The sequence below is a fragment of the Marinicrinis lubricantis genome (genome assembly GCF_042658665.1).
Classification (GTDB): Bacteria; Bacillota; Bacilli; order Paenibacillales; family KCTC-33676; genus Marinicrinis; species Marinicrinis lubricantis.
Window position 1 is genome coordinate 1 of sequence record NZ_JBHSQV010000163.1, and the last position, 25,374, is coordinate 25,374.

Genomic DNA, 25,374 nt, shown 5'->3' on the forward strand with positions numbered 1-25,374 from the left:
AGGGAGTTCACCTCATCTCAATTGGTTGGTTTAGTCGCTTAACCTATTCGAGATTTGGGGAGGTACTCCTTTTTCTATGTCTAAAAAAGTCAGTCATATCAAGGCATGAGATTTATGAAATTGATTCTCTTATTTAATGATTAAGCGTTAAAACGCAGTTTTTTCTTGATTTTTTCATTGCTTTTCCAACCGACATAGCTGTCTAAAAATCGGTAATCGTGATCCATGATGACCACGCCGACAAACGGATATTTATTTCGGTGTCGGTAGCGAACATCGATCCAGCGAACCTCGTAGCCTCGGGGATGCTGCCGAATTTCTGCACAAGCATAAGACGTAAAATACAAAAACGACGCGATATTCGGATGATGCTTGGACGCTTCCACTGCAGGATGATCCGCACATTGCACTTTATCGATCCATTTCAAGCGGCCTTGATTCCATTCCCCTTGGATGTAGCTTCCGTTCTTCTTTATCTTTACGACGTGCCACAAGGAATGGCGAATCGTCGGAATGAGCAAATATTGATCGTCCGGCTCATGTGTGGAATCAATGGATGGCATCAGCCTTATAAGTCGAGCTCGGTGGAGCGTTCTCCATAAGTAATAAAGCAGTATGATCCCGTACAGTAAAGGGAAAACAATACTTGCGGAGAGAACTCCGAGCACCCACAGCAGAATAGCTACCAAATGCGAGCTGAAAATAAACAGGTCAAAAATATGAATAATGTTCCATGAAATCCATCGTTCCGATATCGGCCTAAGGGCTTGTGTTCCGTATGTGTTGAACAAATCGGAAAAAATATGAACAAATACAGCGAGGAATACCCAGAAAACAAGATGCCAGAATGGTACGCTGCTAAAGATGGCACTGAGCACCAGACTGATTGATCCGGTCCAGATAAACAGAAATGGAATGGAATGGCTGATACCCCGATGGTGGCGTATATAAGCCGCATTGCCTTTCATTCGCATGATCGTATCTGCATCCGGAGCTTGGGAACCGAGCACCGTTCCGATCATCACTGCAGCTGACGCGGTCGCATCGGAAGCTATCGCCGGATCAGTCATTGCTAGTCCACCGAGTCCAATGCCAACGACGAGATGGGTTCCGGTATCCAATAACAATCCTCCTATTCACTTCAGTTCGAATCATGCTAGAATGCATGTATATTCTGATATTGCTGAGCAGGTGAAAAAAATGAAACAGATCACATTCGTTGAATATAAGATTCGTCCGGAAGTTCGGATTTCCTACCTTCAGTGGACAAAAAAATGTTTAGCTTCTTTTAATCACGTGGAAATTTACGAAGGTAAGGACCAACCGAATTTGTTTGTTGAAGTCTGGGACACCTTAAAGCTCCCAGAGGCTTTTGTCTTCAACAGAAAACAAACCGAACACCCCATTTGGGGAGAATGTTTACAATATGTAGAGGGAGGAGCGGACAAAATGCATATTTGGGATTTTATCCGCTGCTCGAATTGAGCCTGCTATTTTAAGGAACGACTTCCATCATTGTTGCCAATCCTGCAGGAGAACATACTTATCTCCCAGATGCTGTCTGACCCGCGCTGCCGAAAGGAAGCGTGTAATTGAGAGGCTCATCGAATTCAACAAAATCCAAGTTTAATGTCAGCAGTAAGAAACGTTTGCCGGTTGCCGGATCGCTGATGATGATATGGTCGCGGCCTGCCGCTTCGATCACGCCGACAAAAATCTTGGCATTCCATTGCGAATTGTTCTCATAAGTCATGTAAAACTTGGCTTTTTTTCCGAGATTCGCGCGCAAAATGTTCTCTACATAGGATTGTTCAACCGGCAGCATGCCTTGGGTGCCTCCTGCAGGTCCAGGAACACCGGGAATCGCTGTGCCGCTCGGCATTTGGGGAGTAACCATGGCACCAGGAAATGCTCCGGGGGAGGTCATAAATCCAGGGGTCTGAGCCATCATCCCCGCCGTTCCCGTTTGAGGATAGGAAGGATATCGAACATCGTAATCGGCATGATAGCCTAAGCAGCTTGCATATGTGTTGTACAAAACATGTACCTCCTTAGATGATGGTTAAATAATCTATGGATTAATACCCATAGGAGAAAACCTTTGGACAGGCGCTCTGTGTTGGGGAGAAGAAACAGTGGGATTTAAATCGTCCAGAGTTGTACTGGTTGAACCATTGGGCGGGACAGCTGCCCTCGGGGCGGAAAAACCATAATGAATTCGAAGCCGGATGATATCTTTTACCGTTAATCACTTGTCTCGCAAGACGAATATCTTTATCTCGCGCCCCTTGATAAAAGTAACCCTTTTGCGTCGCTTCAAAACCGCCAGGGCTCTGAAACACCATTTGTTCAAGATTATCGATGTTTTCAAAATCCAGACAGTCGGCCAATACCCGATTCACTCCTACATTGCCCACCATCAGCATGCCCAGCTCTCCGTCGCCCTCCGCTTCCGCTCTCATTAATCTGGCCAGAAGCTTCGTGTGTCCAGCTGTCGTTTTGATTATGGCCATATGGGGCAGGATCACTCCCTTCATGTATATAGGCAAAGGATTGCTTTGAACAATATAGTGTATGGCCTAGAAACAAAAGTGTTCCTGCTCTGCTGTGAGGAGTTTGTAAAATGCAAATATGAAAAATCAATGACATAAAACGATTAGCTTCGTGACAATCCATCGACAATCGGTGTGTCTTGTTGTCAAATGGTAGCTCCACTGATATGATAATGAGGAAGTAAACGAACCATAGCTGCAGGACTACCGTTTTAGAAAGGTAGAAGCTTCATCTCCATCTAAGTTCTGGCAAGGATTTGGCGATGAAGTTTTATTAGTATGAATAAATAATTCTGATGAATTTCCCCGCGGCAATGCCTGCGTTCTAGGAAATTCTCTATTTTCTTGTAGCGGATTGACTTGAAGGGAGGTTCACTGTGAATAAGCAATTAGGCATGGAAAAAGCGGCGGATTCGCTCGTTAATCCATCCAGTCGTGAAGATTCTGTGACCTGGAAAGATTATGTGCAAATCACGAAACCAAGAATTATTCAGTCCAATTTAATTGCAGCCTTCGGAGGATTCTGGGTCGCATCCAAATGGGATATCGACTGGCTGCTGCTGATTCAAGTACTCATTGGATGCACACTAGTGATGGCCTCCGCTTGTGTATTCAACAACTATTTGGACCGAGAATTGGATACGAAGATGGATCGAACAAGAGAACGTCCGACAGCGACAGGGAAGCTGAAGCCCTCGCATGTCTTGGTATATGGAAGTATTCTTGGACTGATCGGGCTAGCAGTATTGCTGCTAATCAACCTTTGGTCTGCGATATTGGGTATCGTCGGAATGTTCGTATACGTTGTGGTGTACACCCTTTGGCTGAAAAGAACCTCAACATGGAGCACTTCGATGGGAGGCGTATCCGGTGCGATGCCGCCGATGATTGGATACGTTGCAGTTACCGGGGAAGTCGATATGGGCGCATGGCTGCTGTTCGCATTTTTGTTTTTGTGGCAGCCGCCTCACTTTTGGGCACTCGGAATTCGCCGGAAGGAAGAATATCGTGCTGCAGGCTTCCCGCTGCTGCCTGTCGTTAAAGGGGTGAAGCGGACAAAGCTGCAGATGATTCCTTATGTCGTGCTGCTGATTGTTTTCCCGATTCTAATGTACACATACAAGTATACCGGTATGATATTCTTGGTTGCTGGCGTCCTGCTGGCACTCGTATGGCTTATCATATGTTTTCAAGGTTTTACGGCGAAGAACGACGAGGCATGGTCGAAGAAGGCGTTTATGTTCTCTGTCAATTATTTAATGATCATGTTCTTGATCATGATATTAGACACTGCCACGAAAGCCTGAGTAAAGTAATGGATAAGCTTTCCGGAACGGCCCGGAGGCTTATCCGTTCTTCATTTCAGAAGTAAACATGGTATAAACCTATATTCGTTGCAATCTTATTATGAAAGCGCAAATTACATACGGTCATGGGAGGAAAAGATGAAGAAAAGTTATGTTTTGACCTATGCGGCGATCGCCGTATTGGTCGTTGCTGCCGCTGCAGTGATTTACTGGGCTTATTTCGCAGATCGAGGCGGATCCGATTATGACGTCATTATGGATGCGGCGCCATTCGAGCTGACGGATACCGAAGGAAATACTGTCTCCTTGGATAATACAAACGGGAAAGCGAGACTCGTTTATTTCTTCTTCTCCACATGTCCCGATGTGTGTCCTCCAACGACACAGGTGCTCTCCAAGGTGCAGGAAGAACTGAAGAAGGAAGAAGCTTTCGGGGATGAAACGGCCATTCTTCAGATTACCTTCGATCCTGAGAACGATACGGTAGAAAGGTTGAAGGAGTTTTCTTCTTATTTTGATGCGGATTATTCAGGATGGCACTTCTTAAGAAGTGATGATCAGCAGTATTTGCTCGATCTTGCAAAAGGATACGGGGTAGGTGTCCAAAAGACAGAGCAGGGTGATTATGCTCATACGAATGTTTATGTATTGGTCGATAAAGAAGGGAAGATCCGCAATTATTATTTAGTTGGGGATCGGATGGATGAGATTGAGCCCGCTGATATTGCGGAGGATATGATAGAGCTTGCGAAAGAATAATGCAGAAAACCATAACAGGTGGAGCTTTTAAAGTTTAAAGGATGATTGCCTTGGCTTATTTCGGCTATATTTTACTCCATAATATTGTCCCGCTCTCGATCATGATCGGAGCGGGCATTCTTATGCAAAAATGTTTTCAACTCGATATGAAGACGCTGTCAAAGCTGAATTTTTACTTATTCTCGCCCGTCGTCATATTTAAGATGCTGTATGAATCGGTTATTTCGGTGGACGTCATTTTTCAGGTCTTATTGTTTTTTATTGTATTCTTTACGATGCTGGTGGCAGCAACCGAAATCATGATCAGGCTCAAGGGCTATAAGGGAGGTTTGCGGGTGGCGGTGAGGCACAGCGTGCTTTTTTATAACAGCGCCAATTATACACTGCCGCTGAATCAGCTCGTCTTCAACAACAATCCGTTTACATTATCGGTACAGATCATCATCATGATGATTCAGACCTTGCTGCCTCATACGTATGGGGTGTACAGCATCAATTCCCACAGGCAGGATTGGCGAAAAACGTTAAGAACGGTTCTGACCATGCCTGTGATCTATGCGATTCCGATTGCATTTCTGATCAAGGGGATGGAGTGGGAGCTGCCGTCAGCCTTATACACACCGATTGATTACATTGCGGGGGGATTCATTGCGGTCGCGCTCATTACATTAGGGGCGCAGCTTGGAACGATGAGCTGGAAATTTCAGATTTCCGATGTGCTGCTTTCTAATTTGCTTAGGCTCATGGTTAGTCCGCTGCTCGGGGCCGCAGCCTGCTGGATGCTTGGAATTGACGGCCTGCTGGGCAGTGCGCTGATTTTATCGTGCGCGGTTCCAACCGCTTTGAACAGCGTGCTGCTGGCGGTAGAATTCGACAATGAACCGGAATTCGCATCGCAGGCGGTATTATCCTCTACAGTATTCAGCACGCTTTCGGTGACGGTAGTTATCTTCTTCCTGCAGTAGCAGGGTTTATTCGAACGGCTCGGGTGGATAGACAATAAATTCGTCCAGCTCAGCCTTTTCCAATTGCTGAATGAGATACTCATCGGGTGTGCCTTCGACTCCGGCATACCCCTTTTTTGTATACAAATGCTCCGCATCTGGGAAGTGATCACGCAGTATTCCTCTGATTTTTTTACCGGAAGGATCATTATCGGTGAAAATAAAAATATCCTTCTCGCGAACTCTCTGCTTCAATTCTTCAACACGTTCCGTGCTTAAGGTTCCAAAAGTGCAGATGATCTCGACTTCTGGTGTGACAAGCCGCTTCAGTCTGCTTTTATCGTTCTTTCCTTCAACGATGATCACAATGCTGCCCATGTCGAATTCTCCTCCGTCCGATGTAGGTTGGAATAGGATCCGACAAATCCTCAAGCTTAACAACTGCATTTCCCGGGAAATGTCGATCTATCCCTTCTAGTATAACGTAAAAAGACAAAATAACTCGACCTCTAAGGGTGATCATCAGCAGTAATATTATATTAAAAACCAACCTCTGAACGTGAAGATGACGGTATACGAAGTAGTTTGCTGCGTAAACGGTGCTCATCACTGAAAGGACACGGGTAGAGGTTTTTTTTATTTTGTCCCCACGCTAGGTCAAATGGAAACATTGTTAGGAGAAGTCCATGTTTTTGGATTTCTGCGCGGCCGTATTAGCATCCCGATCATCAGCACGAGGAAAGCGGCGAAATAAGGGGAGAAGAATTCTCTCACTTCTCCGGCAATGATTGGACCAAGAAAAGCCCCGATGGAATAAGCGATGGACAGCATAGCAAAGTTTCGGCCGTATTTATTGTGGTCCGATTGCTGTGCAAGAAAGGCGGCGATGGACGGGTAGATCACTCCCTTGGTCATACCGATTAAAAATAAGGTGACAATTAGCGGTAAGGCCCATTCAATCGACAGAGCGAAAAATAGCAGTGCCAGTCCGAGGGTACCGATCGACAGCCTCCAGAGCGGAGATACTCGATTTAAAAACCAGAAACTCATCGTCACAAGTGATCCTAAGCTGATGGCGCTAAACAAGTATCCCGTCGTCAGCACCATATTTTCAGATTCCCTAAAAGCCAAGGGGATTTCAAAAAATAAAATTCCCTGGGAGCATGATAAGGCCATCGGGAGGCAGAAAAATAAAAGCGAGCTGGTTACTTTAATAGATGGCTCTGGTTCTAAATTAGGTTGTTCTGGGTTGACATCAGGATTTTGCCACATGAGCTGCTTCGGTTCTTTTACGAAAAGTATGGCGAACAATGCCGAAGCAATCAATCCCCAACCGAGCATGTTAAACGATTGGGCGAAGCCCAATTTGGCAACGAGCGCAGCGCCTGCTGCAGGTGATACAACAGAGGCCAGCGTGTGGATAATACCGTTGCCTGTCATCAGCTTGCTTTGGTGAACCGCGTCTTTCGCCATTTTCGCGAGCATAGCCAAACAAGCTGGCGAGAGAAAGGCGAGCACGAATCCGCTGATCGAACGGATGACAAGCAGCTGCCACGGATTGACGACGTGAGATTGGATAATGAGCAGGATGCCGCCCAAGGTTAAGCTGACCACGATGAACCATTTACCGCCATATCGATCCACTCCGTAGCCTGCCATTACATTGCCGGGAAGGTGGGTCAGGGAATACATGCCCATGATGTAGCCAATGAACGAAGGGGCAGCTCCCAGAGATATGGCGAATGGAGTTAAGATGGGGTATTGTGCATGCAGATCAAAAAAGGCGACGAAAATAAAAAGATAAAGCCATAACGCGCTACGCAAAATATTTACCTCCTTAAGGGATGTCTATCCAAACGCATCTTTCCGAATTGCCTGTCTCCTACACTACTTGTACGCGGCATTGGACAAAGATATGACTTGCAAACTTCTTGGATATCGCTTTCAAAAAAATAAAACACACTTAGATATAAGGGGGCGTGGGGGAAAATCAATAAATTTAGAAGCATTCCCCGGTGGTAAACGGGTGGGACATTCAGTATAATCTAGAAGGAAAGAGGTAATTGCTGAGATTAGGAAGTTAAAAAAATGAAAATTAAGATGACTGAATGGGGTAGAAGCGATGGAAAATGAATGGGTACAGTTTCTGCAGGATAAGTGGTATATCATTTTGGCTGCGGTTGTGATTGTGGCCATCATCATACGTATCGTCAAAACCGTCGTCAAATGGGTGCTGGTGCTGGCGATCGCAGTTTCATTGATTTATTACGGCTCTAATTATACGGATGAAATTAAAGCGGCAGGCGAAAAAATATGGAGTTATGCCAAGGATGAAGCGATGGAAACGATGATGGATGAAGCTTCACAGGCGGAATACCAAGTGAATTCGGATGGAACCTTTACGATTGTCAGTCCCAATTTCAAGCTGGATAGCGTGCTGAACAGCGACGATGTGAAAATCACCTTCAAAGGGCAAACGTTTACGATGAGCCGCAATTCGCTCATCAACGATTTCATCGAACGGGCTACGCCGAAATAAAGGATGTCATCCAGTGCGAATGCGTCGATATGGGGAAGTTTTCAAGAATCAGTTAGGAAAAATGATGGAACACGTTCATGATCAGGAACAAAACGTGTTCTTTTTTCGTCTTAATCATTGGAGGAGAAATGAGATATGGGGATGAGAAAATCACTGGCTTCGTATCAAGCTGTATTTTTAGATGCGGGAGATACATTGATTACGACACCGGATTCCTATAAAGCGTTCAAAACATGCTTGGACGGGAAGGGCTTGAAGACGGACGAACGGGAGGTTCGCAAGCTGCTCGCTGCTGCCATCGAGCGGTATTATTATCGCAAGGAAAAGGATGAATATGCGGTATGCTCTCCAGACAGCGATCGGAATTATTGGATCGGAATTTACGAAGCAGTACTGAGCGGGTTAGGGGCACAGCAGTATTTAGAAACGGTTGAAATCGTCCGTCTCTGCAATGAACTGTATGAACTTTTCGTTTCCCCTGAGCTTTATGTGCTATTTGAAGATGTATTGCCGGCCTTGGAACGCTTCAGCCGGGAAGGGTATCGTCTCGGAATCGTTTCTAATTTTGCACCCACCCTGCATGACATTCTTCGACATTTAAATGTGCTGCATTATTTTGATCCTATCATTGTATCTACGGAGGTTGGGCTTGAGAAGCCGAATCCGGCCATGTTTAGGCTCGCTTTGGAACAAGCCAAACTGGAAGGGACTGATGTTCTATTTGTCGGGGATCATGAAGTCAACGATATATGGGCTGCTGAGCGTGCAGGGATGGATGCGGTGCAAATTGTAAGGTACCCTGATCAGAGCGGCGAAGGGGAAATCATCCATACATTAATCGATCTTTTTACGATAGGAGGGCAGATCAGGGAATATGGATAAGCATAATGAACAAGACGCCAAGAAGAAGGAATGGCTGAAAAGAAGAAGCTTTGGCGTCAGATTAAATGTGTTTTTCTTCTGCACCTTTATACTTTTTTCGATTTTGGTTATCCGTCTTGCAATACTGCAATTTGTTGAGAGCGAGGATTTGCTGGCGCTGAAGCATAAGCAGAACGTATATGAAAGTCCAATTCCGCCAATTCGGGGAAATATATACGACCACAACGGTGCGGAGCTCGCTTACTCTACCTCTACGCAATCGCTGTTTTATCGTGTTGAGCAGACCGCTACGGCAGAAGATTGGATTGCGATGGCGAAGAAGCTGGAGCAGATTTTTAAGGAAAAAGGAGAACCGGGTGAAGCGTCGATGACGGCTGCTGAAATTATGGAGCAGATGGATGTCGGCTTTGATTTGGAGGGCAATCAGACGACGATTCTCCAGCGATTCAGCGAACCGCGCCGAATCAAGACGGATTTAAGCGACGAGGAGCTGGCGTACTTCGCAGAGCATCGTGATCAGTTATTGGGGGTTGAAATCGTCGAGGAGAGCATCCGACACTTCGCGATGAAGGATGAGGAGACCTCAATCGCCGCTCAGCTGCTAGGATATTTGCGCTCCTACAGCTCCGCTGCCGGGAATACTTCCTCTGTGTTCGATCGGTACCGGAAAGATAAGGAAGAAAAGCAGTATTTAAGTGATGAAGAGGTCGGTTTCTACGGCATTGAGTATATGTTTCAGGATCAGCTTCGAGGGGAGAACGGGAAGAAAATATATTCCGTAGATCCGTTGGGACAGATTGTGAGTGATCAGGTCGAGATTATTCCTCCGGTCAAAGGAAACAACTTGTACTTAACGCTAGATAAAGAAGTACAGCTTGCGGCAGAGAATGCCATTGCCGAGCATCTGATTAAGATCAAGACAGATCCACTGTACCGCTCCGTCAACAAGACCGGCGTGAACGCAACTTCTGGATATGCCGTAGCGATGGAGGTGGAGACCGGCAAAATTATTGCAATGGCCAACTTTCCATCCTATGACGCGAATGTGTGGAGAGGCGGACTCAGCACAGAGGATCTTGAGAAAATGGGCAACAAGTATCAGAATGGTACCATCACGGACGTTCCAGCAGATTATAAGGATGATGCGGAGCGAGCGAAGCATCCTGGCTCACTTGTGCCTCTAGGTTCCACCATCAAGCCTTTGACCGTGTTAATTGGTTTGGATCAAGGCGTCATTACGACGAACACGCAATACTTTGACAACGGTGAGTTTTACTTCGGTGCAGACAATTCAAGGATTCGAAATTCGGAGCAGACCAGCTATGGAAGCATGGATCCTTCAAGGGCGATTGCGAAATCATCGAATACGTTCATGGCAGAAATGATCGGCCAGCCGCTTTATAAAAAGCTCGGACGGGATAAAGTATTGGACGTATGGGATGGCTACATGAAGAAGTTCGGTCTCGGCTCTGATACAGGCAGCGGTCTGCTTGGAGAATCGACAGGAACGATTGAATATACGAATACCGATGTGACCGGCAGCGCACTGGCCTCCATGGTATTCTCCTCATTCGGTCAAGGCGGCCGTTATACAGCACTGCAGCTCGCGCAATTTGCGACGACGCTGGCGAACAAAGGCGTTCGTCTAAAGCCGCAATTTGTGGAAAAAATTACGACTCACGACGGGGAATTGGTGGAACAGTTTAAAGGGCCGGAAGTGGTAGATGAAATTGAATTCGATGAAAGATATTGGGAAGAAGTGCTGGACGGGATGTCGAAGGTAAGTCAGCAAGGATTTGATGATTTTCCTTATGAATTCGCGAGTAAAACCGGAACGTCACAGCAGAATGTAGCCGGCGGAGGTGTGGAAAACGCAATCTTCATCGCGTTTGCTCCTTTTGATGATCCGAAGCTTGCTGTCGCTGTTGTTGTGCCTGAAGGTGGTTATGGCTCATGGGGAGCCGCTCCGATTGCGAGGCAAATTTTCGACGCTTATGATAAACAGATCGGCTTAACGTCTGCTAAAAATACGAAGACAACAGAATAAGAACGAAGACTTCAGGATGCCTATGATCAGGTCTAAGAGGGGAACTCTCCAAGAGGGTTGCCGGACAGACAGGTCATAGGTTTTTTTGAATGTTAAATGATCGCTAAAGACTCTTGAAATTATCATTTTATTTTGAAAACAAAATGTTGCCTTAGGTAAACTTTATTGTATATAATAAAAAAGTAGGATTTAGGTAAACAATTAGGCATCAGGTCAATATACTTTCACTAGTAAAACTTTTATGGAGATGGGAGAGAAGAAATGTGAATACGTTGCAAGTGAGAAAGTCCGTGTTTCAAAGATCAGGGATGGTAATTGCTCTTGCCGCGGTCTTGATCTTGGTACTGACTGCGTGCGGCAGTTCTGGAGAGAGCTTCAGCAGCGGGGCAAAAGACGACAGTAAGCTGAAGGTGACCACAACGATTGGGATGATTACGGATGTCGCCAAAGAAGTCGGCGGTGAACACGTACAAGTGACGGGATTAATGGGGGAAGGGGTAGATCCGCATTTATTCAAAGCGACACAGGGAGATGTGCGGAAGCTGGATGAGGCTGACATTATTTTCTATAACGGTTTGCATTTAGAGGCAAAGCTTGGGGACATCCTGGAACAGATGAACGAGGATAAGCCGACGATCGCTGTAGCGGAAGCGATTGAAGCATCGAAGCTGCTTGCAGGGGATGAAGAAGCCGGTGAACAGTATGACCCTCACGTTTGGTTTGATGTCTCGCATTGGATGACAGTGACAGAGACGATCAGGGATGAATTAATGAAGATCGACCCCGATCACAGCGAGGATTATGAGAAGAATGCGGAAGCGTACTTAACCGAATTGCAGGAACTGCACACTTATGCGAAGGTACAGATTGCTTCGATTCCGGAAGAAAGCCGAGTGCTCGTTACCGCTCATGACGCCTTTCATTATTTCGGCAAAGCGTATGATATTGAAGTGAGGGGACTGCAAGGGATCAGTACAGCATCGGAAGCCGGAGTGAAGGATGTAACGGATTTGGTCGATTTTCTCGTAGAGCGCAAAATTGGTGCGGTGTTCGTGGAATCGAGCGTATCGTCGAAAAGCATTGACGCGGTCATCGAAGGAGCAGAGGCGAAGGGCCACCAAATTCAAGAAGGCGGTGAGCTGTTCTCTGACGCGATGGGACCAGAAGGTACGGAAGAGGGAACGTATATCGGAATGGTTAGACATAACGTCGATACGATCGTGGGTGCATTGAAATAGAGGGAGGGATTATGGATGACTCGTTCTCCTTTAGAAGTAAAGGAATTGAGTGTCGCATATCAGAAAAAGCCGGTACTGAGACATATTTCATTCGAAATTCCTGAAGGAAAATTGATCGGCATTGTCGGCCCGAACGGCGCAGGCAAATCGACACTCATCAAATCGACACTTGGATTGATTCCGAAATTATCCGGTGATGTTCAGATTTACGGCAAGCCCTATAAGCAGCAGCGGCATTTGATCGGTTATGTCCCGCAGCGTGAATCGGTTGACTGGGACTTTCCTACAAATGCGCTGGATGTTGTCATGATGGGGACGTACGGCAAGCTTGGATGGTTTCGCAGGCCGGGCAAGTTAGAAAAGAAGATCGCGATGGAATGCTTAGATAAAGTGGGTATGGCGGATTTTGCCGATCGGCAAATCAGCCAGCTGTCCGGCGGGCAGCAGCAAAGAGTCTTTCTTGCTCGTGCGCTCGCTCAGGATGCCCAGCTGTACTTTATGGATGAGCCGTTCGTTGGCGTCGATGCGGCAACGGAGAAAGCGATTATTGCATTACTCAACGATTTGAAAAGCGAAGGGAAAACGGTACTGGTCGTACACCATGATTTAGCGACGGTACCGGAATACTTCGACTGGGTGCTCATGCTGAACGTGGAGCTGATAGGCATCGGGCCGACGGCCGAGGTGTTTACGGCTGAAATGCTTCAGCGTACTTACGGCGGCAAGCTGACGATATTAAAGCATAATCAAACGGAAAACACGATGATACTTTCATAAAATAGGCGGTGATGATCATGAAAGAATGGCTGGAGCTGCTCCGTGATCCGAATGTCACATGGATATTGGCTGCCTCTATGCTGCTTGGTCTCGGAAGCGGGATTATCGGAAGCTTTGCCTATTTAAGAAAACAAAGCTTGATGGGAGATGCGCTGGCTCATGCGGCGCTTCCCGGTGTTTGTATCGCGTTCATGATGTCCGGCGTAAAATCGATCCCCTTATTTATTATGGGAGCGGCTATATCGGGTTTGATCAGCACGTTCGGCATTGGATATATTACAAGGCATTCGAAGATCAAGCAGGATTCCGCGTTGGCCATTGTGCTCTCAGCTTTTTTCGGCCTTGGCATCGTTCTGCTGACCCATATTCAGCACAGCGGCGGGGGGAACCAGAGCGGTCTGGATAAATTTTTGTTCGGGCAAGCCGCAGCGATGGTGTATTCGGATGTCATCACGATGGCTGTCATTTCGTTGCTTTTGGTGGGGGCGTGTACTTTGATGTTTAAGGAGTTTAAGCTGCTCAGCTTCGATGCCCATTTTGCCAAAGGACTCGGTTATCCAGTCGCGTTATTAGATCAATTGATGATGTTTTTGATTGTCGTAGCTGTTGTCGTGGGGATTCAAGCCGTTGGCGTTGTCCTCATGTCGGCACTATTAATCACGCCTGCGGTGTCAGCAAGATACTGGACGGAACGGCTCGGAATCATGGTGGTGCTCGCGGGATTATTCGGTGCTGTCAGCGGGATGCTCGGTACGCTCATCAGTACGGCGGGCAACAATCTTCCATCCGGACCGCTCAGCGTATTGTCTGCTACGTTATTCTTCGTTGTGTCCATCACGCTGTCTCCAAAACGGGGACTGCTGGCGAAAGTGTTGGCCAGATCTCGTGCAAGGAAAACGCTGGAGCTGGAGAGGAACCAAGCGTCCGCTCAGAAAAGAGGTGCTGTCCATGAGTACTAACGATATATGGATCATGGTGACCGGGATTTTAGTGGCGGCCTGCAGCGGCATCCTTGGAAGCTTTTTGGTTTTGCGTAAAATGGCCATGGTGGGCGATGCGATCAGCCATTCGGTCCTTCCGGGGATCGTCATTGCATTTTTGATCAGCGGTTCACGTGATTCGCTTGCCATGATGCTGGGCGCTTCGATTGTTGGTCTTATTACGGTCTTTCTTATTCAAATGTTTCACCAGAGCGGCGTTCAGAGCGATGCGGCGATCGGCGTTGTCTTTACGTCACTTTTCGCCTTAGGCGTTATTCTGGTAAGCATGTACACTCGCAATATCGATCTTGATTTAGATTGTGTGCTCTATGGCGAAATTGCTTTTGTACCTTTCCATGATGTGACCCTATTCGGAGTGGAGATGCCTAAGGCCGTATGGGGACTCGCCATCGCGCTGCTCCTTATTGTCGTACTTGTCGGGTTGTTTTACAAGCAGTTTAAAATATGCAGCTTTGACCCGGCACTGGCAGCAGCCGTTGGCATCCCTGTCGTCCTGTTTCACTATTTGCTAATGGGCATGGTGTCACTGACGACGGTGGCCTCATTCGAGAGCGTCGGCGCTATCCTCGTCGTCGGCATGCTCGTAATTCCGGCTGCGACGGCCTATTTGCTGACAGATCGCTTGGCTAGAATGATTCTGTATAGTGTGCTCGTTGGAATCACTTCGGTGCTGCTCGGATATTACGTATCCTACGTGCTCGATGCTTCGATTGCCGGTTGTATCGTTACCGTGGCGGGTGTATTATTTGTACTCGCTTTTCTGCTGTCCCCGACGCATGGCATCATCGCCAAAAGGCTCGCGCAGCGCAGGAATGCGATGATGGGCTCAAGAGCTTAATCGTTACAGAGTAATGGAAATGCTAAATTAAACAGCGCTGCCGATCATTCAGGCAGCGCTGTTTTTGCCTTTCACGTCAGCTGTAGATGCGGGTGCCGCGTGCCGAAAGGCGGTGACGAATAGAAGAAGAACAGCGACAAGGATCAAGGCGAGCACCGCATAGATATTGCTGTAAACGACCGGTCCTGTTTGAAGCCGGACATGATCGCCCATTTCTACGGCAGTGCTGTAGATGCCTGACGACATGGCCATCGTAAGAAAACCGAACAAAGACACCAGGCCCATCCCGACACCTGTTTGCTCTTGCGGAAGTGTTCTGGAGATGGCTCCAGTTAAAGCGATCTGCATAAATGTTTGTCCTACGTTGCCGAAAATCAGGAAGCCCATAATCCAAAGCGGGTGCCATCCAGAAAAAGTAGAAGTCAGCACGAAGCAGCTCCAAAGCAAGCACGCTGCCAAGCCAAATAAAAATGTATTCCCTTTTTGATCCGCGAGCTTCCCCGCTTTTCTGCCCAGAATAGCTGAAGTGATCGCGGCAGGAACCATCACAAAGCCGATCCAGCCTGAGGCCAACTGGTGTACATCGGATAACAGCTTAGGGGTGAGAAAGGTAATAGAGTAGCCGATCCCTGATATAGAAGCAGCGATGAGGAGCCCGATGGTATAGCCTTTGTTGCGGAATAATGCGGCTTTGACGAACGGTTCAGCAGCGGTTCGTATACGAAGGATGAATAGGATAAAGAAGATTAGGCTTCCCGCAGCGTACAACCATTGTCCTTGTGTGACGGCCATGAGCAGTAAAGCGACCGTTACGGCAAGCAGTGCCCCGCCGATCCAGTCGATGCGCCCGCCCTTTCCTTGTGCTTCAATCAAATATTTTCGGTAGAACGGAAGCGTGAATAATATCAGGAATGGGATGCAGAACAGCCACCGCCAATGCAGCAAGGTTACCATCAGGGACGATAAAATCGGTCCGATGGCCGTTCCCAACGCGAGACCGGTCGCGGTAACACCTAATGCGCGTCCTCGTCTTTCGGGCGGAAAATAGCGGATCGGAATAATCATTACCGCAGCAGGGATGACGGAAGCCCCCATTGCCTGCAGTATACGTGCGAGCAGCACCATCTAATATTCTTGAGAAAGCAATCCAAAGATGGATCCGAGAACGAAGAGGCTGAGACCGAAAGTGAGCAAATTTTTGAGTTTATACGAATCGGCCAGCCTTCCATATATGACAGCACCAATAGCATAAATGAGCATATAGCTGGAGGCGATCCAGCTGACCTGAGAAAAGCTGAGAGCGAACTCTTGACTCATTTCCGGGAGCACAATATTGAACATGGTCGCACTCATTGAGGAGAGGACTAGAGTGAAGGCGAGGATAACAATGAGCTTCTCGCCTGCTTGCTGATGATGGGTTTCAGGTTTCACGGTGTTTCCCCCTTTCTTCTGGTTACGATGTATTCTACAATGGAATATAGATAAACAAAAATATATATTTAATTATTCATTCATAACTTCAAGTATATGGAAGAGGGCGGGGATAAGGATGGAGCTGTTACAGCTGAAGTATTTTCAGAAGGTCGCCAAGCTGGAGCATATGACGAGGGCTGCAGAGGAGCTGCACATTGCACAGCCTGCGCTGAGCAAAACGATCTCCCGGCTGGAGGAGGATTTAGGCGTACCGTTGTTTGATCGCAGGAGCAGGCAGATTCGTTTGAATGCCTACGGTAAAGCGTTTCTTCAAAAGGTGGAGACCGTACTGATGCTATTGGAAGAAGGGCGCAGAGAGGTTGCGGATTTGGCGGGGATGGAAAAAGGGATCATCTCGATCGCGACGACAACATTATGCAGACTGACGAAAGCTTTGAGTGCGTTTCGGGAAAAGCATCCTTCGATCAGCTTCCGAATTACGCAGCTTGCTCCTTCCGCGACGGAAGAGATGGTGAAGCTGCTTGAGAACGGAGAGGTCGATCTGTGCTTCGGAGCGGCAGCATTAGAGCGGCCGGGTCTGGATGAACAAGTCGTGCTGAAGGCAAGAGTATATTTAGGCGTTCCCAAAGGACATCGTCTAGCGGAAAAGTGCAGCATTTCTTTGCAGGAAGCAGCCGAGGAGCCGTTTATTGAATATAAAGATGGCCACCCTTTTCGTAAAATCAATGAACAATTTTGCCGCACAGCCGGCATTCGCAGAAATATTGTATGTGAAGTCGAAGAGCCGGATGCTCTTGCGAGTCTTGTGGGAGCGGGAATCGGCGTTGCGTTCGTCCCGGGGTGTAAAGGAGAAGCGGAGACGACGTTCTCCATGGTGCAAATCCATGAACCGGAGTGCTATCGCTCCTTTACCATCTCTTCACCTGAAAATCGCTACTTGTCGTTAGCAGCTCGCGAATTTCGGAGTTTCCTCACGATATATTTCGATGAGTTAATGAAGCAGGAGAAATAGATGGGCTGAAATGGCCCACCAGCATGTCGAAATATTTCCTCGACGGCCTGAGCGCTGAGGACCAACCGAGCTGCGGAAGCTTCCAAAAATATGTCCGTTCCGATGGAGGCCCATCTAGAGAAGGTGCGATTTACGCCGGACATCGATCGGAATGAAATCGAGCTGCGCTGCTTTATTGCTGCCAAGCATGTAGGAGCCTCGCTGCAGCTGCAGGTGAACATATCCTTTCAGGGCGAGAGCGTGTCGGAGGATCGCTTTCGCATTCATGCTTCGGAGGAGCTGCGCCGCATGAAGCTGAGCGGTTTGAACGATCACGGCTTGGATCGCTTTTGGAGCCCGGAGTGCCCGAATTTATATGACGTGGAACTGATTTTACTGGACGGCGGCAGACCAATTGATCGTGTACAGAGCTATTTCGGCATGCGCAAAATATCGATTGAAAGCGGAAAGGTGAACTTGAACAATCGCCCTTATCGAATGAAGCTTGTACTCGATCAAGGATATTTTCCGGACGGTAATTTGACACCGCCGAGCGATGAAGCGATCAGACGCGATGTTGAGCTGACGAAGGCGATGGGCTTTAACGGGGCGCGTAAGCATCAGAAAATCGAAGACCCCAGATACTTGTATTGGTGTGACAAGCTGGGGCTGCTCGTCTGGGGCGAAGCGCCGAATGCCTATGATTATTCGGAAACCTATGTCGGGCGCATGACGAAGGAGTGGCAGGAAGCGATCGAACGGGATTATAACCATCCGTCGATTGTCGTATGGGTGCCGCTCAACGAAAGCTGGGGCGTTCCGAATATCCAGATCGACCGCCGCCAGCAGCAGCACGCCTTAGCCATGTATTATTTAACGAAATTGCTGGATTCCACCCGTCTTGTCGTCAGCAATGACGGATGGGAAATGGTGGAGACCGACCTATACAATATCCATGATTATGAATGGCGCAGGGACGTGCTGGAGCAGCGGTACAGCTCTGCCGAGGAGGCGGCTCGCTCTATGCCGGAGAATCGCTGTCTAAGCGTAGGGGGATTCGTCTACAGCGGCCAGCCGATACTGGTGACGGAATTCGGCGGCATTGCTTACAAGAAGAGCGATTGGGAGGGCTGGGGATACTCTGGCGCTGAGAACGATGAGGATTTTGCCAAACGACTGCAGGACGTTATTGAACCGCTGCGCTTGTCGCCTGTCGTTCAAGGTTACTGCTATACGCAGCTGACGGATGTGGAACAGGAGATCGATCGCCAGCCTAAAATACCGCTGGAAGCGTTCAAGTAAATGAACGAAGGAACACGTTGAGCCAGACCCCAATGAATCCAAAAATATGTCCAGTGAACCTAAAAAAGTCCGGGACATAATACGTTCGTCACCTCGCCGGACGGTACGGAAGACTGGATCGTATATCATGCGACAAGCGGCATTCAAGACAGATGGAATAACCTCAAAGCGCGAGCCCAGAAAATCACTTGTTCGGAAGAAGGAATGCCGATATTTGGAGCTCCGCTTTCTTTGGACACGGCGATTCCCATACCAAGCGGGACGGGAGTGTTTCGTGCCGAGCATGCGGCGTTCAACGGCGGTACACTGGAGTTCCACCTCATTCCGATCGCGTAAGAAGAGGATAAGTTTCATGTACAAGGGGGGGAGCCCCCTTTTTTTGTTGATCCGACATGTAAACATGTTCTGCAGTACCTCGAAGCGGTCTATTGATATACAAATATATCAAAATATGTAAAAACTCTATTTTTTATATGAAATCATGTCAAAAAAATCAGGTAACATTCAATTCCAATGGTTACTATAATTTACATATGTTAAATTATTCAAATAAAGCGTATAAAATGACAAATTCAATCGTTGGAGGGGGAGATCTTGATTATCTTTGTTTTTTTGCTCGCCACGATTTTTATGATTTCTGCGGTTTCCAAAATCGTGTCCTTTCAGCCATTCCGAAAGACGTTGGAAAACTTAGGGTTTAAAGGAATACATAGTGTATTGCTTGCCGCCTTGGTGATCGGGATGGAACTGATCGCAGCGGGCACGTTGTATGCAGACAAATTTCGTATATTGGGACAAACCCTTTGCTTACTTTTACTCATCTGTTTTACTGGCGCAGCTTTGATCGCAAGGAAACGAAAGCAGCTTGTGGCATGTAATTGTTTTGGCATCTCTTCATCCGACGAGTTTTTAGGCAAGAAAACGTATTATCGCGTAGGCGTACTGTTTGTATTGTTGTGTTTTACATTATTTTGGGATGTTCATGTACAGGCAGCGGGTTGGGAGGAACAACTTATTTTTGCAACCGCTTCCATATCGATTTTCTTAATTAGTATTTTACTCCCGGTGGTTTGGAGAGTTATGAAGGAATCGTCATCCTGAACGAAATGAAAGCGAGGTAGATGTATGAACAGTGTCTTTTTGATTTCTTATGCTCTGTTGTGGTGTATTGTAGGTCTCTTGCTTTATTTAGTACTCCATTTGCAAAAACGAATTCAAAACCTGCGGACACAGCCCACAGCAGCTGCGAAACAGAATGCGCCGATTTTATTTGAAGAAAATCACGGGATTCCCAAAGGCCATCCATTCCCTGCGCTTACCTTTACAACTTATGATGATCAACCCTTTGAGCTGAGCCCTAAAAAGCAGCCGCAAGGCTCCTTAATCGCTTTTACATCGGTCGATTGCAGCTCCTGTAACGCATTGTATGAACAGCTAAAATCTTTTCGGTCCAAGCAACCGCAGTACCATATTCAAATTATGATGAATGGTGAATTGGAACAAATTCAACAAAAAGTGCGGAACTTTCACCTCGATTTTCCTGTTATTCCTTATAAGCCGGAAGATAAGGAGGTTTACCAAACCCGAATTACTCCATTCGTATACTACATCAATAGCGAAGGCAGGGTTGTAGCAAAAAGCGTCATCAATTATGAGGATCAGCTGGAGCTCCTCGTTTCGAGACGATTGAATGAGGCGGCTTAGTGAATGAAGACTTTTTCTAGCTGCTTTTATCTGATTAGAAAGCGAGGGTGTGTATGGGAAGTGCGCTGCGCAAGCTGTTCTTCATCAATGACAGAAAATTAGTTGTTCTCCGTACTTTGCGAAAAATGACTCCGTTCATTGTTAAAGCGGCGCCTTACTCCTTGTTTAGTCTTCTGTGCTTGCAGCTCGCTGCGGCAGCGATGCCTGTCGTTCAATTATTTTTAACGAAGACGTTGATCGAGCACGTGACGTTTTTGCTGAATGAGGGGCATGGGATATCCCGCGTGTATGAGGTGCTTGCGCTGCAAACGGGTGTATATCTTGTAGGCAAGTCCTTGGACTACATTGAGAGAGTGATGACTTACAGGGTTCAGCAAAAACTAAAGTATCAGGTAGAGCAGACATTTATTGAGAAGGTCACACGTCTGCCACTCATCTACTTTGATCAATCCGGGTTTCACGATCAGATGCAAAGGGCTTCTGTCGGCATGGATCTGCGAGGCTTTCATTTATTCTCGCTCATGATCGGTTTATTGAAAAATGGGATCAGTCTGCTTGCGATGATCGGAACGTTGTTCTTGTTTCACTGGACTCTTTCATTGGCGCTGCTTCTCATGATGCTTCCTAAAATGCTGGTTAACATGAAGACCGGACACGCTCGTTATCAGCAAATGCAAATGCAAACGCCGGCATCAAGAAAAATGCAGTACTTGTTTCATTTGCTGCAAAGCCGGGAGGCCGCCAAGGAAATTCGGCTGTTTCGTTTAACGGATTATTTAACCAAGCGTTGGAGTCATTTATTTTGGCAAACCCATGACGAGAAATACAAGCTGGAAAGAAAGAATGGGTTTTATTTGATGCTGACCCATTACGGAGATGTCCTTTTTCATGCCGCGATTATCGCTTGGCTGGTATGGATCGGTTCACAACATCAATTAACCATTGGCGATTATGTTGCACTTACCCAGGCGCTGATTAGCATTCAGCCGATGATTCATACGATAGGAGAAAATATTGCGCTCATGTATGAAGAGGCGCTGTTCATAGATGAATTGTTTACATACTTGGAACTGCCTGAGGAGCACCATGCTCAGCAAACTGAAGCTTTTCCGGTTCCTTTAAAGAAGGGAATTCGAGTTCAGCAGCTGTCGTTCACGTATCCGGGACAGGAACAGGAAACGATAAAAGACATTTCATTTACTGTACGTCCCGGCGAGACGATCGCGATCGTAGGCGAGAACGGTTCGGGTAAAAGTACACTGATTAAGTGTTTGCTCGGATTGTACCAAACCGGTCCTGGCCATATATTTTACGACGACGTGGATATTGCCCATATCGACATTTCCTCCTTGCGCAGCCATGTGAGCGCGGTTTTTCAGGATTATATGTCTTACTATCTTACGGTGCGCGAAAATATCGGATTTGGTTCCATTGACCGTATGGGCCTGGATGCCGATATTGAGGCAGCCGCCGGAAAAGCTGGAATTGACGATATGGTAGACCGATTTGAGCAGAAATATGAGACGGAGCTGGGGCCCGTCTTTCACGGAGGTCAAGAGCTGTCCGGAGGGCAATGGCAAAAAATCGCAATCGGCCGGGCTTATATGCGGTCGGCACCTGTAATGGTGCTGGATGAACCGACGGCGGCACTGGACCCGTACGCCGAAGAAGAGATTTATAACCGATTCGCAGAGCTAGCCGAGGGCAGCACCACTTTTATGGTTTCACACCGTTTAGGAAGCTGTACGATGGCTGACCGTATACTGCTGCTGAAAGACGGTAGTTTGATAGAAGAAGGAACCCATGAGGAACTGCTGGCGCGTAATGGAGAATATGCGTCGATGTTTCGGCTGCAGGCGAAATGGTATCGTTCAGAAGCCAAAGTCTAAGATCCCATGAAAGGAGGTGAATCGAAGATGTGCAGAGAGTATTATGTTTGCAATGAATACTGCAATGCTAGTTTAACGTTAAGATGGAAATCCGGAGCTTATGTTTGCCCGGACGGCACGGTTACGGAATATAACTACTGCGGATGCTAATCTTTTCTTATTTATAACACACGTGTACATTTCATTATCATATGGGAAATGAGGTGAAGAGCGATGTGCAGAGAATATTATGTTTGCAATGATTACTGTGATTCCAGCTTAACATCCAGATGGAAGTCCGGAGCCCAAGTTTGCCCAGATGGAACGGTCAAGGAATTTTTATACTGCGGTTGCTGATTGAAGATGTGGAGTGGGCCAACGTCGCTTGGCTCACTTCATTTGGATTGAATAGATAAGGGGGCATAGCAGTGCTCAAATTGCGAAGTGGCAAAGTGTATTACATCAGTTTGTTGGCAGTGCTGCTTATGGTGGTCACAGCATGTTCAAATAATAAACCTGTTAATGAAACGACAGAGCCGTTTGTTTTGAAAATCGCAACCTACAATGAAGCTGATTTTAAAAATACGTTTCTGCCTTTTTTAACCCGGGAATTTCCGGCGATGGAGATCGAGCTTGTGCAGACGGAAGAGGTCGTGAACAGCGCTTTTCAGCCGGGGGTAGATTACGGGGAGTATATGATAGACTATTGGGATCGTTTTATGAATGAGGAATCTCCCGATTTGCTCATCTTGAATGATGAACAATCGTTAAGCTATCTGTCGCAGGACAGTTGGCTGACTTCTCTGGAAACGTTCTTGGAAAGAGATGAGTACGATTTGAATTCATACAGCGAAGCACTGCTGGAACAAATCCGTTTTGAAGGGGGCGGCGTATTATACGGCCTGTCGCCGCTATTTAACGGTAAAGCCATATTTTATAACAAAGCGATGTTTGATACGTTCGGAGTTCCTTATCCAGAGGATCAAATGACTTGGGAGGAGCTGCTCCGTGTAGCCGGTCGTTTTGCTGCTCAGACGATGAATGGGGAGCCCGTGTACGGTTTGGCTGCTGGATGTATGCCTTACGGAAACATCAGCGATTTGGCCATTCGAATGGGGGAGACCGAAGGATTGCTGCTAGCGGATCCAGAGCTGAGACAGATGCGGATCGACAGCGACAGTTGGCTGCAGGCATTAGCTCCGCTGGATACAGCGTTAAAGCAAAATGTGATTTATACTGAGCATGACGGCAGCGGAAGCCTATATGAGCCGTGCATGCGCATCCTTCAGAAAAGCGCGATGGCGATCGGTGAATTTGAAACGGCAGCTGCCATTCTCCAGTTGCCTGCGGAGATGCAGCAAGGCGGATGGGGCATTGCAACGATTCCTGTTTCGTCGATGTCGCGGGACCAAGCTCCAGAGGCCATTCGGCCGACGGATATCATGGTGATTCCGGCCCGCTCTGAACAAACCGAGCAGGCATGGGAAGTGATCAAGGCGCTGAACGGGGACGATTTCGCCGCAGAGCATGCCAACACCCTGAATATGCTGCCGAAACTGTCCGCACGAACGGAGCACAAGCCATTGGTCTTTGATACGATTTTTACTGCGGAGGACTTTGATGCATTTTATACGTTGAAATCGATGCCGAAGGCTGGGGATCCGCTCGAGCTGTATTATTTTGAATTGGATATAGTATCGCTCCAGGCGATTGTATATAAAGAATTCATGGCCATGATTCAAAATGCCGGTACGCTGCAGGAGACGCTGAACAAAATTCAGGAACAGGGACAGGTCGAGCTCCAAAGAGGGGGCGGCGGATAAGATGGGAAACGCTGCAACGACACGGGCCAAGACGAGATGGTTCTGGACGGCTGTAATGGTCTGCCTCGTCATTGCATGGTGCACGGGCTGTTCCGTATTCGGCAATGATAATCAGGGGTTGGATGAAGATGATGAGGCGGAGTTAACGGTGCTAGTTCCAAGCGAGCAAAGCTTCATGCAGCAATATGGCAGTGCATTTCAATCGGAGTTTCCGAATGTGCGTCTGGAATTGATCGAAATGGCAGATGGGGATTTATCGAATCTCATCTTAGAACATCAGCCGGATGTATTGCTTTTGGGAATGAACGACTATCGCGAACTTGCCTTAGATGGCAGATTAGCTCCTTTGGATACGTATATCGAGCAGTCTGAATTTGATCTGGCGGGAATTCATCGTTCCGTTACGGAACTGCTGACTCAAGCGGGAGGAGGTACTCTATACGGATTAAGTCCGACCGTTCAAAGTATGGCGCTGTATATGAACCAGACCTTGCTGGAGCAGCTTGGCATCCCATTGCCCGAGGGCGAACCCACGTGGGATCAGCTGTTCCTGCTCGCAGGTCAAGTGGCTGAACAGGCAGAGGACGGCGTATACGGTTATGTACATGGAGAGGCTACTCTTTTAGAATGGCTTGAAACGTTCGGCAAATCCTATGGTCTAGGATTCGTAGATCTGGAAGCCGGGACCATGACATTGCAGTCTCCGGAATGGACGGAAGTGATAAGGTATTGGATTGCTGCTTTCCAGAACGGTTGGACGGCATTTCCACAGATCGGCGGCCAAATCGATGCATCGGATGCGGCTCAATGGTTTATTCAAGGGCAAAGCGCAATGATGGTGGCAGATTCGTCCTACGCTGCGCTGCTGGAACAAATGCCGCCGGCATTTGAATGGAATGTGCTGCCCTTCCCTATTGGGGGTGAAGGGAGTATTCCGCTATCCGTCATAGAACCGAACCGGATTTTCAGCATTTGGCATGAGACGGATCAAGCGGAGGCATCCTGGGCACTCATCGAATATGTGAACGGCAGCGATTGGGCGGCATGGATCAGTAAGACGCAGCCCGGATTGCTGCTCGCTAGGCCGGATCAGATCGTAACCGAGCATGCGGTCGAGGCGTTTTATGATTCCGCTGACACCTCTAACCTTTTCGTGACCGAGCCGATCCCGATAGGGTTCTCGCTGCCCTTTAACGAATTGCTCGTAACGGAAATGCAGAGAGCGGTGAACGGCGAGGCGACCGCTGAACAAGTGCAGGAGTCACTGCAGCGGCAGGGTCAACTGCTTCTAGATGCAATGGAATAAATCAAAAGAAGCCTTCCCAAAAGTCCATGATTAATTAACTTTCTGACAGTTCTACAAGATGA

General features: G+C 47.5%; 24 protein-coding genes and 2 pseudogenes. 20 read left to right on the forward strand and 6 right to left on the reverse strand.

Annotation, left to right across the window (positions count from 1 at the left end):
- Positions 1-140: 140 nt before the first annotated feature.
- The gene (locus ACFPXP_RS13640) at positions 141-1,121 is read right to left on the reverse strand and encodes a metal-dependent hydrolase (RefSeq protein WP_379894830.1); all 981 of its coding nucleotides are present in this window, start codon (positions 1,119-1,121) and stop codon (positions 141-143) included.
- 79 nt (positions 1,122-1,200) lie between these two features.
- Here ACFPXP_RS13640 and ACFPXP_RS13645 point away from each other — a divergent pair, with 79 nt between their 5' ends.
- Positions 1,201-1,485: a hypothetical protein gene (locus tag ACFPXP_RS13645; RefSeq protein WP_379894831.1), complete on the forward strand. Its 285-nt coding sequence runs from the start codon at positions 1,201-1,203 to the stop codon at positions 1,483-1,485.
- Between the two features lie 58 nt (positions 1,486-1,543).
- Here the strand turns inward: ACFPXP_RS13645 and gerQ are convergent, their stop codons facing one another.
- On the reverse strand, positions 1,544-2,038 hold the full coding sequence (gene gerQ / locus ACFPXP_RS13650) for a spore coat protein GerQ (protein ID WP_379894832.1): 495 nt from the start codon (positions 2,036-2,038) through the stop codon (positions 1,544-1,546).
- Between the two features lie 40 nt (positions 2,039-2,078).
- Entirely contained in the window at positions 2,079-2,513 is a 435-nt protein-coding gene (locus ACFPXP_RS13655; RefSeq protein ID WP_379894834.1) for a cell wall hydrolase, read from the reverse strand.
- Positions 2,514-2,947: 434 nt separating this feature from the next.
- Here ACFPXP_RS13655 and cyoE point away from each other — a divergent pair, with 434 nt between their 5' ends.
- The 3 genes from cyoE to ACFPXP_RS13670 all read left to right on the forward strand — a co-directional run bounded on the left by cyoE (position 2,948) and on the right by ACFPXP_RS13670 (position 5,583).
- A complete protein-coding gene (cyoE, locus tag ACFPXP_RS13660) occupies positions 2,948-3,859 on the forward strand; it encodes a heme o synthase (RefSeq protein ID WP_379894872.1) in 912 nt (303 codons plus the stop codon).
- A 138-nt stretch (positions 3,860-3,997) separates the two neighbouring features.
- Positions 3,998-4,618 (forward strand): SCO family protein, encoded by a 621-nt coding sequence (locus ACFPXP_RS13665; protein WP_379894836.1) that lies wholly within the window; start codon positions 3,998-4,000, stop codon positions 4,616-4,618.
- Positions 4,619-4,668: 50 nt separating this feature from the next.
- Positions 4,669-5,583 carry an AEC family transporter gene (locus ACFPXP_RS13670; protein WP_379894837.1) on the forward strand — a complete coding sequence of 305 codons (915 nt, stop codon included), beginning with the start codon at positions 4,669-4,671 and terminating at the stop codon, positions 5,581-5,583.
- 6 nt (positions 5,584-5,589) lie between these two features.
- On the opposite strand, the gene ACFPXP_RS13675 is transcribed toward ACFPXP_RS13670, so the two are convergent.
- Together ACFPXP_RS13675 and ACFPXP_RS13680 are read right to left on the reverse strand one after the other, a co-directional pair.
- Positions 5,590-5,940, reverse strand: a complete 351-nt coding sequence (locus ACFPXP_RS13675) for a toprim domain-containing protein (RefSeq protein WP_379894838.1) — start codon at positions 5,938-5,940, stop codon at positions 5,590-5,592.
- Positions 5,941-6,219: 279 nt separating this feature from the next.
- A complete protein-coding gene (locus ACFPXP_RS13680; protein WP_379894839.1) occupies positions 6,220-7,386 on the reverse strand; it encodes an MFS transporter in 1,167 nt (388 codons plus the stop codon).
- Between the two features lie 298 nt (positions 7,387-7,684).
- Between ACFPXP_RS13680 and ACFPXP_RS13685 the strand changes: the two genes are divergently transcribed.
- The 7 genes from ACFPXP_RS13685 to ACFPXP_RS13715 all read left to right on the forward strand — a co-directional run bounded on the left by ACFPXP_RS13685 (position 7,685) and on the right by ACFPXP_RS13715 (position 14,884).
- Entirely contained in the window at positions 7,685-8,101 is a 417-nt protein-coding gene (locus ACFPXP_RS13685) for a hypothetical protein (protein WP_379894842.1), read from the forward strand.
- 135 nt (positions 8,102-8,236) lie between these two features.
- Positions 8,237-8,983 carry an HAD-IA family hydrolase gene (locus tag ACFPXP_RS13690; RefSeq protein ID WP_379894843.1) on the forward strand — a complete coding sequence of 249 codons (747 nt, stop codon included), beginning with the start codon at positions 8,237-8,239 and terminating at the stop codon, positions 8,981-8,983.
- A complete protein-coding gene (locus ACFPXP_RS13695; protein ID WP_379894844.1) occupies positions 8,976-11,030 on the forward strand; it encodes a peptidoglycan D,D-transpeptidase FtsI family protein in 2,055 nt (684 codons plus the stop codon). Before ACFPXP_RS13690 ends, ACFPXP_RS13695 begins: the two co-directional genes overlap by 8 nt.
- 308 nt (positions 11,031-11,338) lie before the next feature.
- Entirely contained in the window at positions 11,339-12,268 is a 930-nt protein-coding gene (locus tag ACFPXP_RS13700) for a metal ABC transporter solute-binding protein, Zn/Mn family (RefSeq protein ID WP_379894874.1), read from the forward strand.
- Positions 12,269-12,283: 15 nt separating this feature from the next.
- Complete coding sequence (locus ACFPXP_RS13705; protein ID WP_379894845.1) at positions 12,284-13,045, forward strand: metal ABC transporter ATP-binding protein; 762 nt, start codon at positions 12,284-12,286, stop codon at positions 13,043-13,045.
- A gap of 17 nt (positions 13,046-13,062) precedes the next feature.
- A complete protein-coding gene (locus ACFPXP_RS13710; RefSeq protein ID WP_379894846.1) occupies positions 13,063-14,004 on the forward strand; it encodes a metal ABC transporter permease in 942 nt (313 codons plus the stop codon).
- Positions 13,994-14,884 (forward strand): metal ABC transporter permease, encoded by an 891-nt coding sequence (locus tag ACFPXP_RS13715; RefSeq protein ID WP_379894847.1) that lies wholly within the window; start codon positions 13,994-13,996, stop codon positions 14,882-14,884. Before ACFPXP_RS13710 ends, ACFPXP_RS13715 begins: the two co-directional genes overlap by 11 nt.
- 48 nt (positions 14,885-14,932) lie before the next feature.
- Here ACFPXP_RS13715 and ACFPXP_RS13720 read toward each other — a convergent pair.
- Positions 14,933-16,315 (reverse strand): annotated as a pseudogene (locus tag ACFPXP_RS13720) (MFS transporter).
- 118 nt (positions 16,316-16,433) lie between these two features.
- On the opposite strand from ACFPXP_RS13720, the gene ACFPXP_RS13725 reads away from it, so the two are divergent.
- From ACFPXP_RS13725 to ACFPXP_RS13765, 9 genes and pseudogenes are all read left to right on the forward strand, one after another.
- Positions 16,434-17,330: a LysR family transcriptional regulator gene (locus ACFPXP_RS13725; protein ID WP_379894849.1), complete on the forward strand. Its 897-nt coding sequence runs from the start codon at positions 16,434-16,436 to the stop codon at positions 17,328-17,330.
- Between the two features lie 108 nt (positions 17,331-17,438).
- Positions 17,439-18,611, forward strand: a pseudogene (locus ACFPXP_RS13730) (glycoside hydrolase family 2 TIM barrel-domain containing protein); the annotation flags it as partial.
- 204 nt (positions 18,612-18,815) lie between these two features.
- Complete coding sequence (locus tag ACFPXP_RS13735; protein WP_379894851.1) at positions 18,816-18,947, forward strand: hypothetical protein; 132 nt, start codon at positions 18,816-18,818, stop codon at positions 18,945-18,947.
- A 258-nt stretch (positions 18,948-19,205) separates the two neighbouring features.
- On the forward strand, positions 19,206-19,712 hold the full coding sequence (locus ACFPXP_RS13740) for a MauE/DoxX family redox-associated membrane protein (protein WP_379894852.1): 507 nt from the start codon (positions 19,206-19,208) through the stop codon (positions 19,710-19,712).
- A 24-nt stretch (positions 19,713-19,736) separates the two neighbouring features.
- The gene (locus tag ACFPXP_RS13745) at positions 19,737-20,315 is read left to right on the forward strand and encodes a hypothetical protein (RefSeq protein WP_379894854.1); all 579 of its coding nucleotides are present in this window, start codon (positions 19,737-19,739) and stop codon (positions 20,313-20,315) included.
- A 53-nt stretch (positions 20,316-20,368) separates the two neighbouring features.
- Positions 20,369-22,204 (forward strand): ABC transporter ATP-binding protein, encoded by a 1,836-nt coding sequence (locus tag ACFPXP_RS13750; protein WP_379894855.1) that lies wholly within the window; start codon positions 20,369-20,371, stop codon positions 22,202-22,204.
- 27 nt (positions 22,205-22,231) lie between these two features.
- Entirely contained in the window at positions 22,232-22,354 is a 123-nt protein-coding gene (locus tag ACFPXP_RS13755) for a hypothetical protein (protein ID WP_379894856.1), read from the forward strand.
- Between the two features lie 257 nt (positions 22,355-22,611).
- A complete protein-coding gene (locus ACFPXP_RS13760; protein ID WP_379894857.1) occupies positions 22,612-24,006 on the forward strand; it encodes an ABC transporter substrate-binding protein in 1,395 nt (464 codons plus the stop codon).
- Position 24,007: 1 nt separating this feature from the next.
- Positions 24,008-25,312: an ABC transporter substrate-binding protein gene (locus ACFPXP_RS13765; RefSeq protein ID WP_379894858.1), complete on the forward strand. Its 1,305-nt coding sequence runs from the start codon at positions 24,008-24,010 to the stop codon at positions 25,310-25,312.
- Positions 25,313-25,374 lie beyond the last annotated feature (62 nt).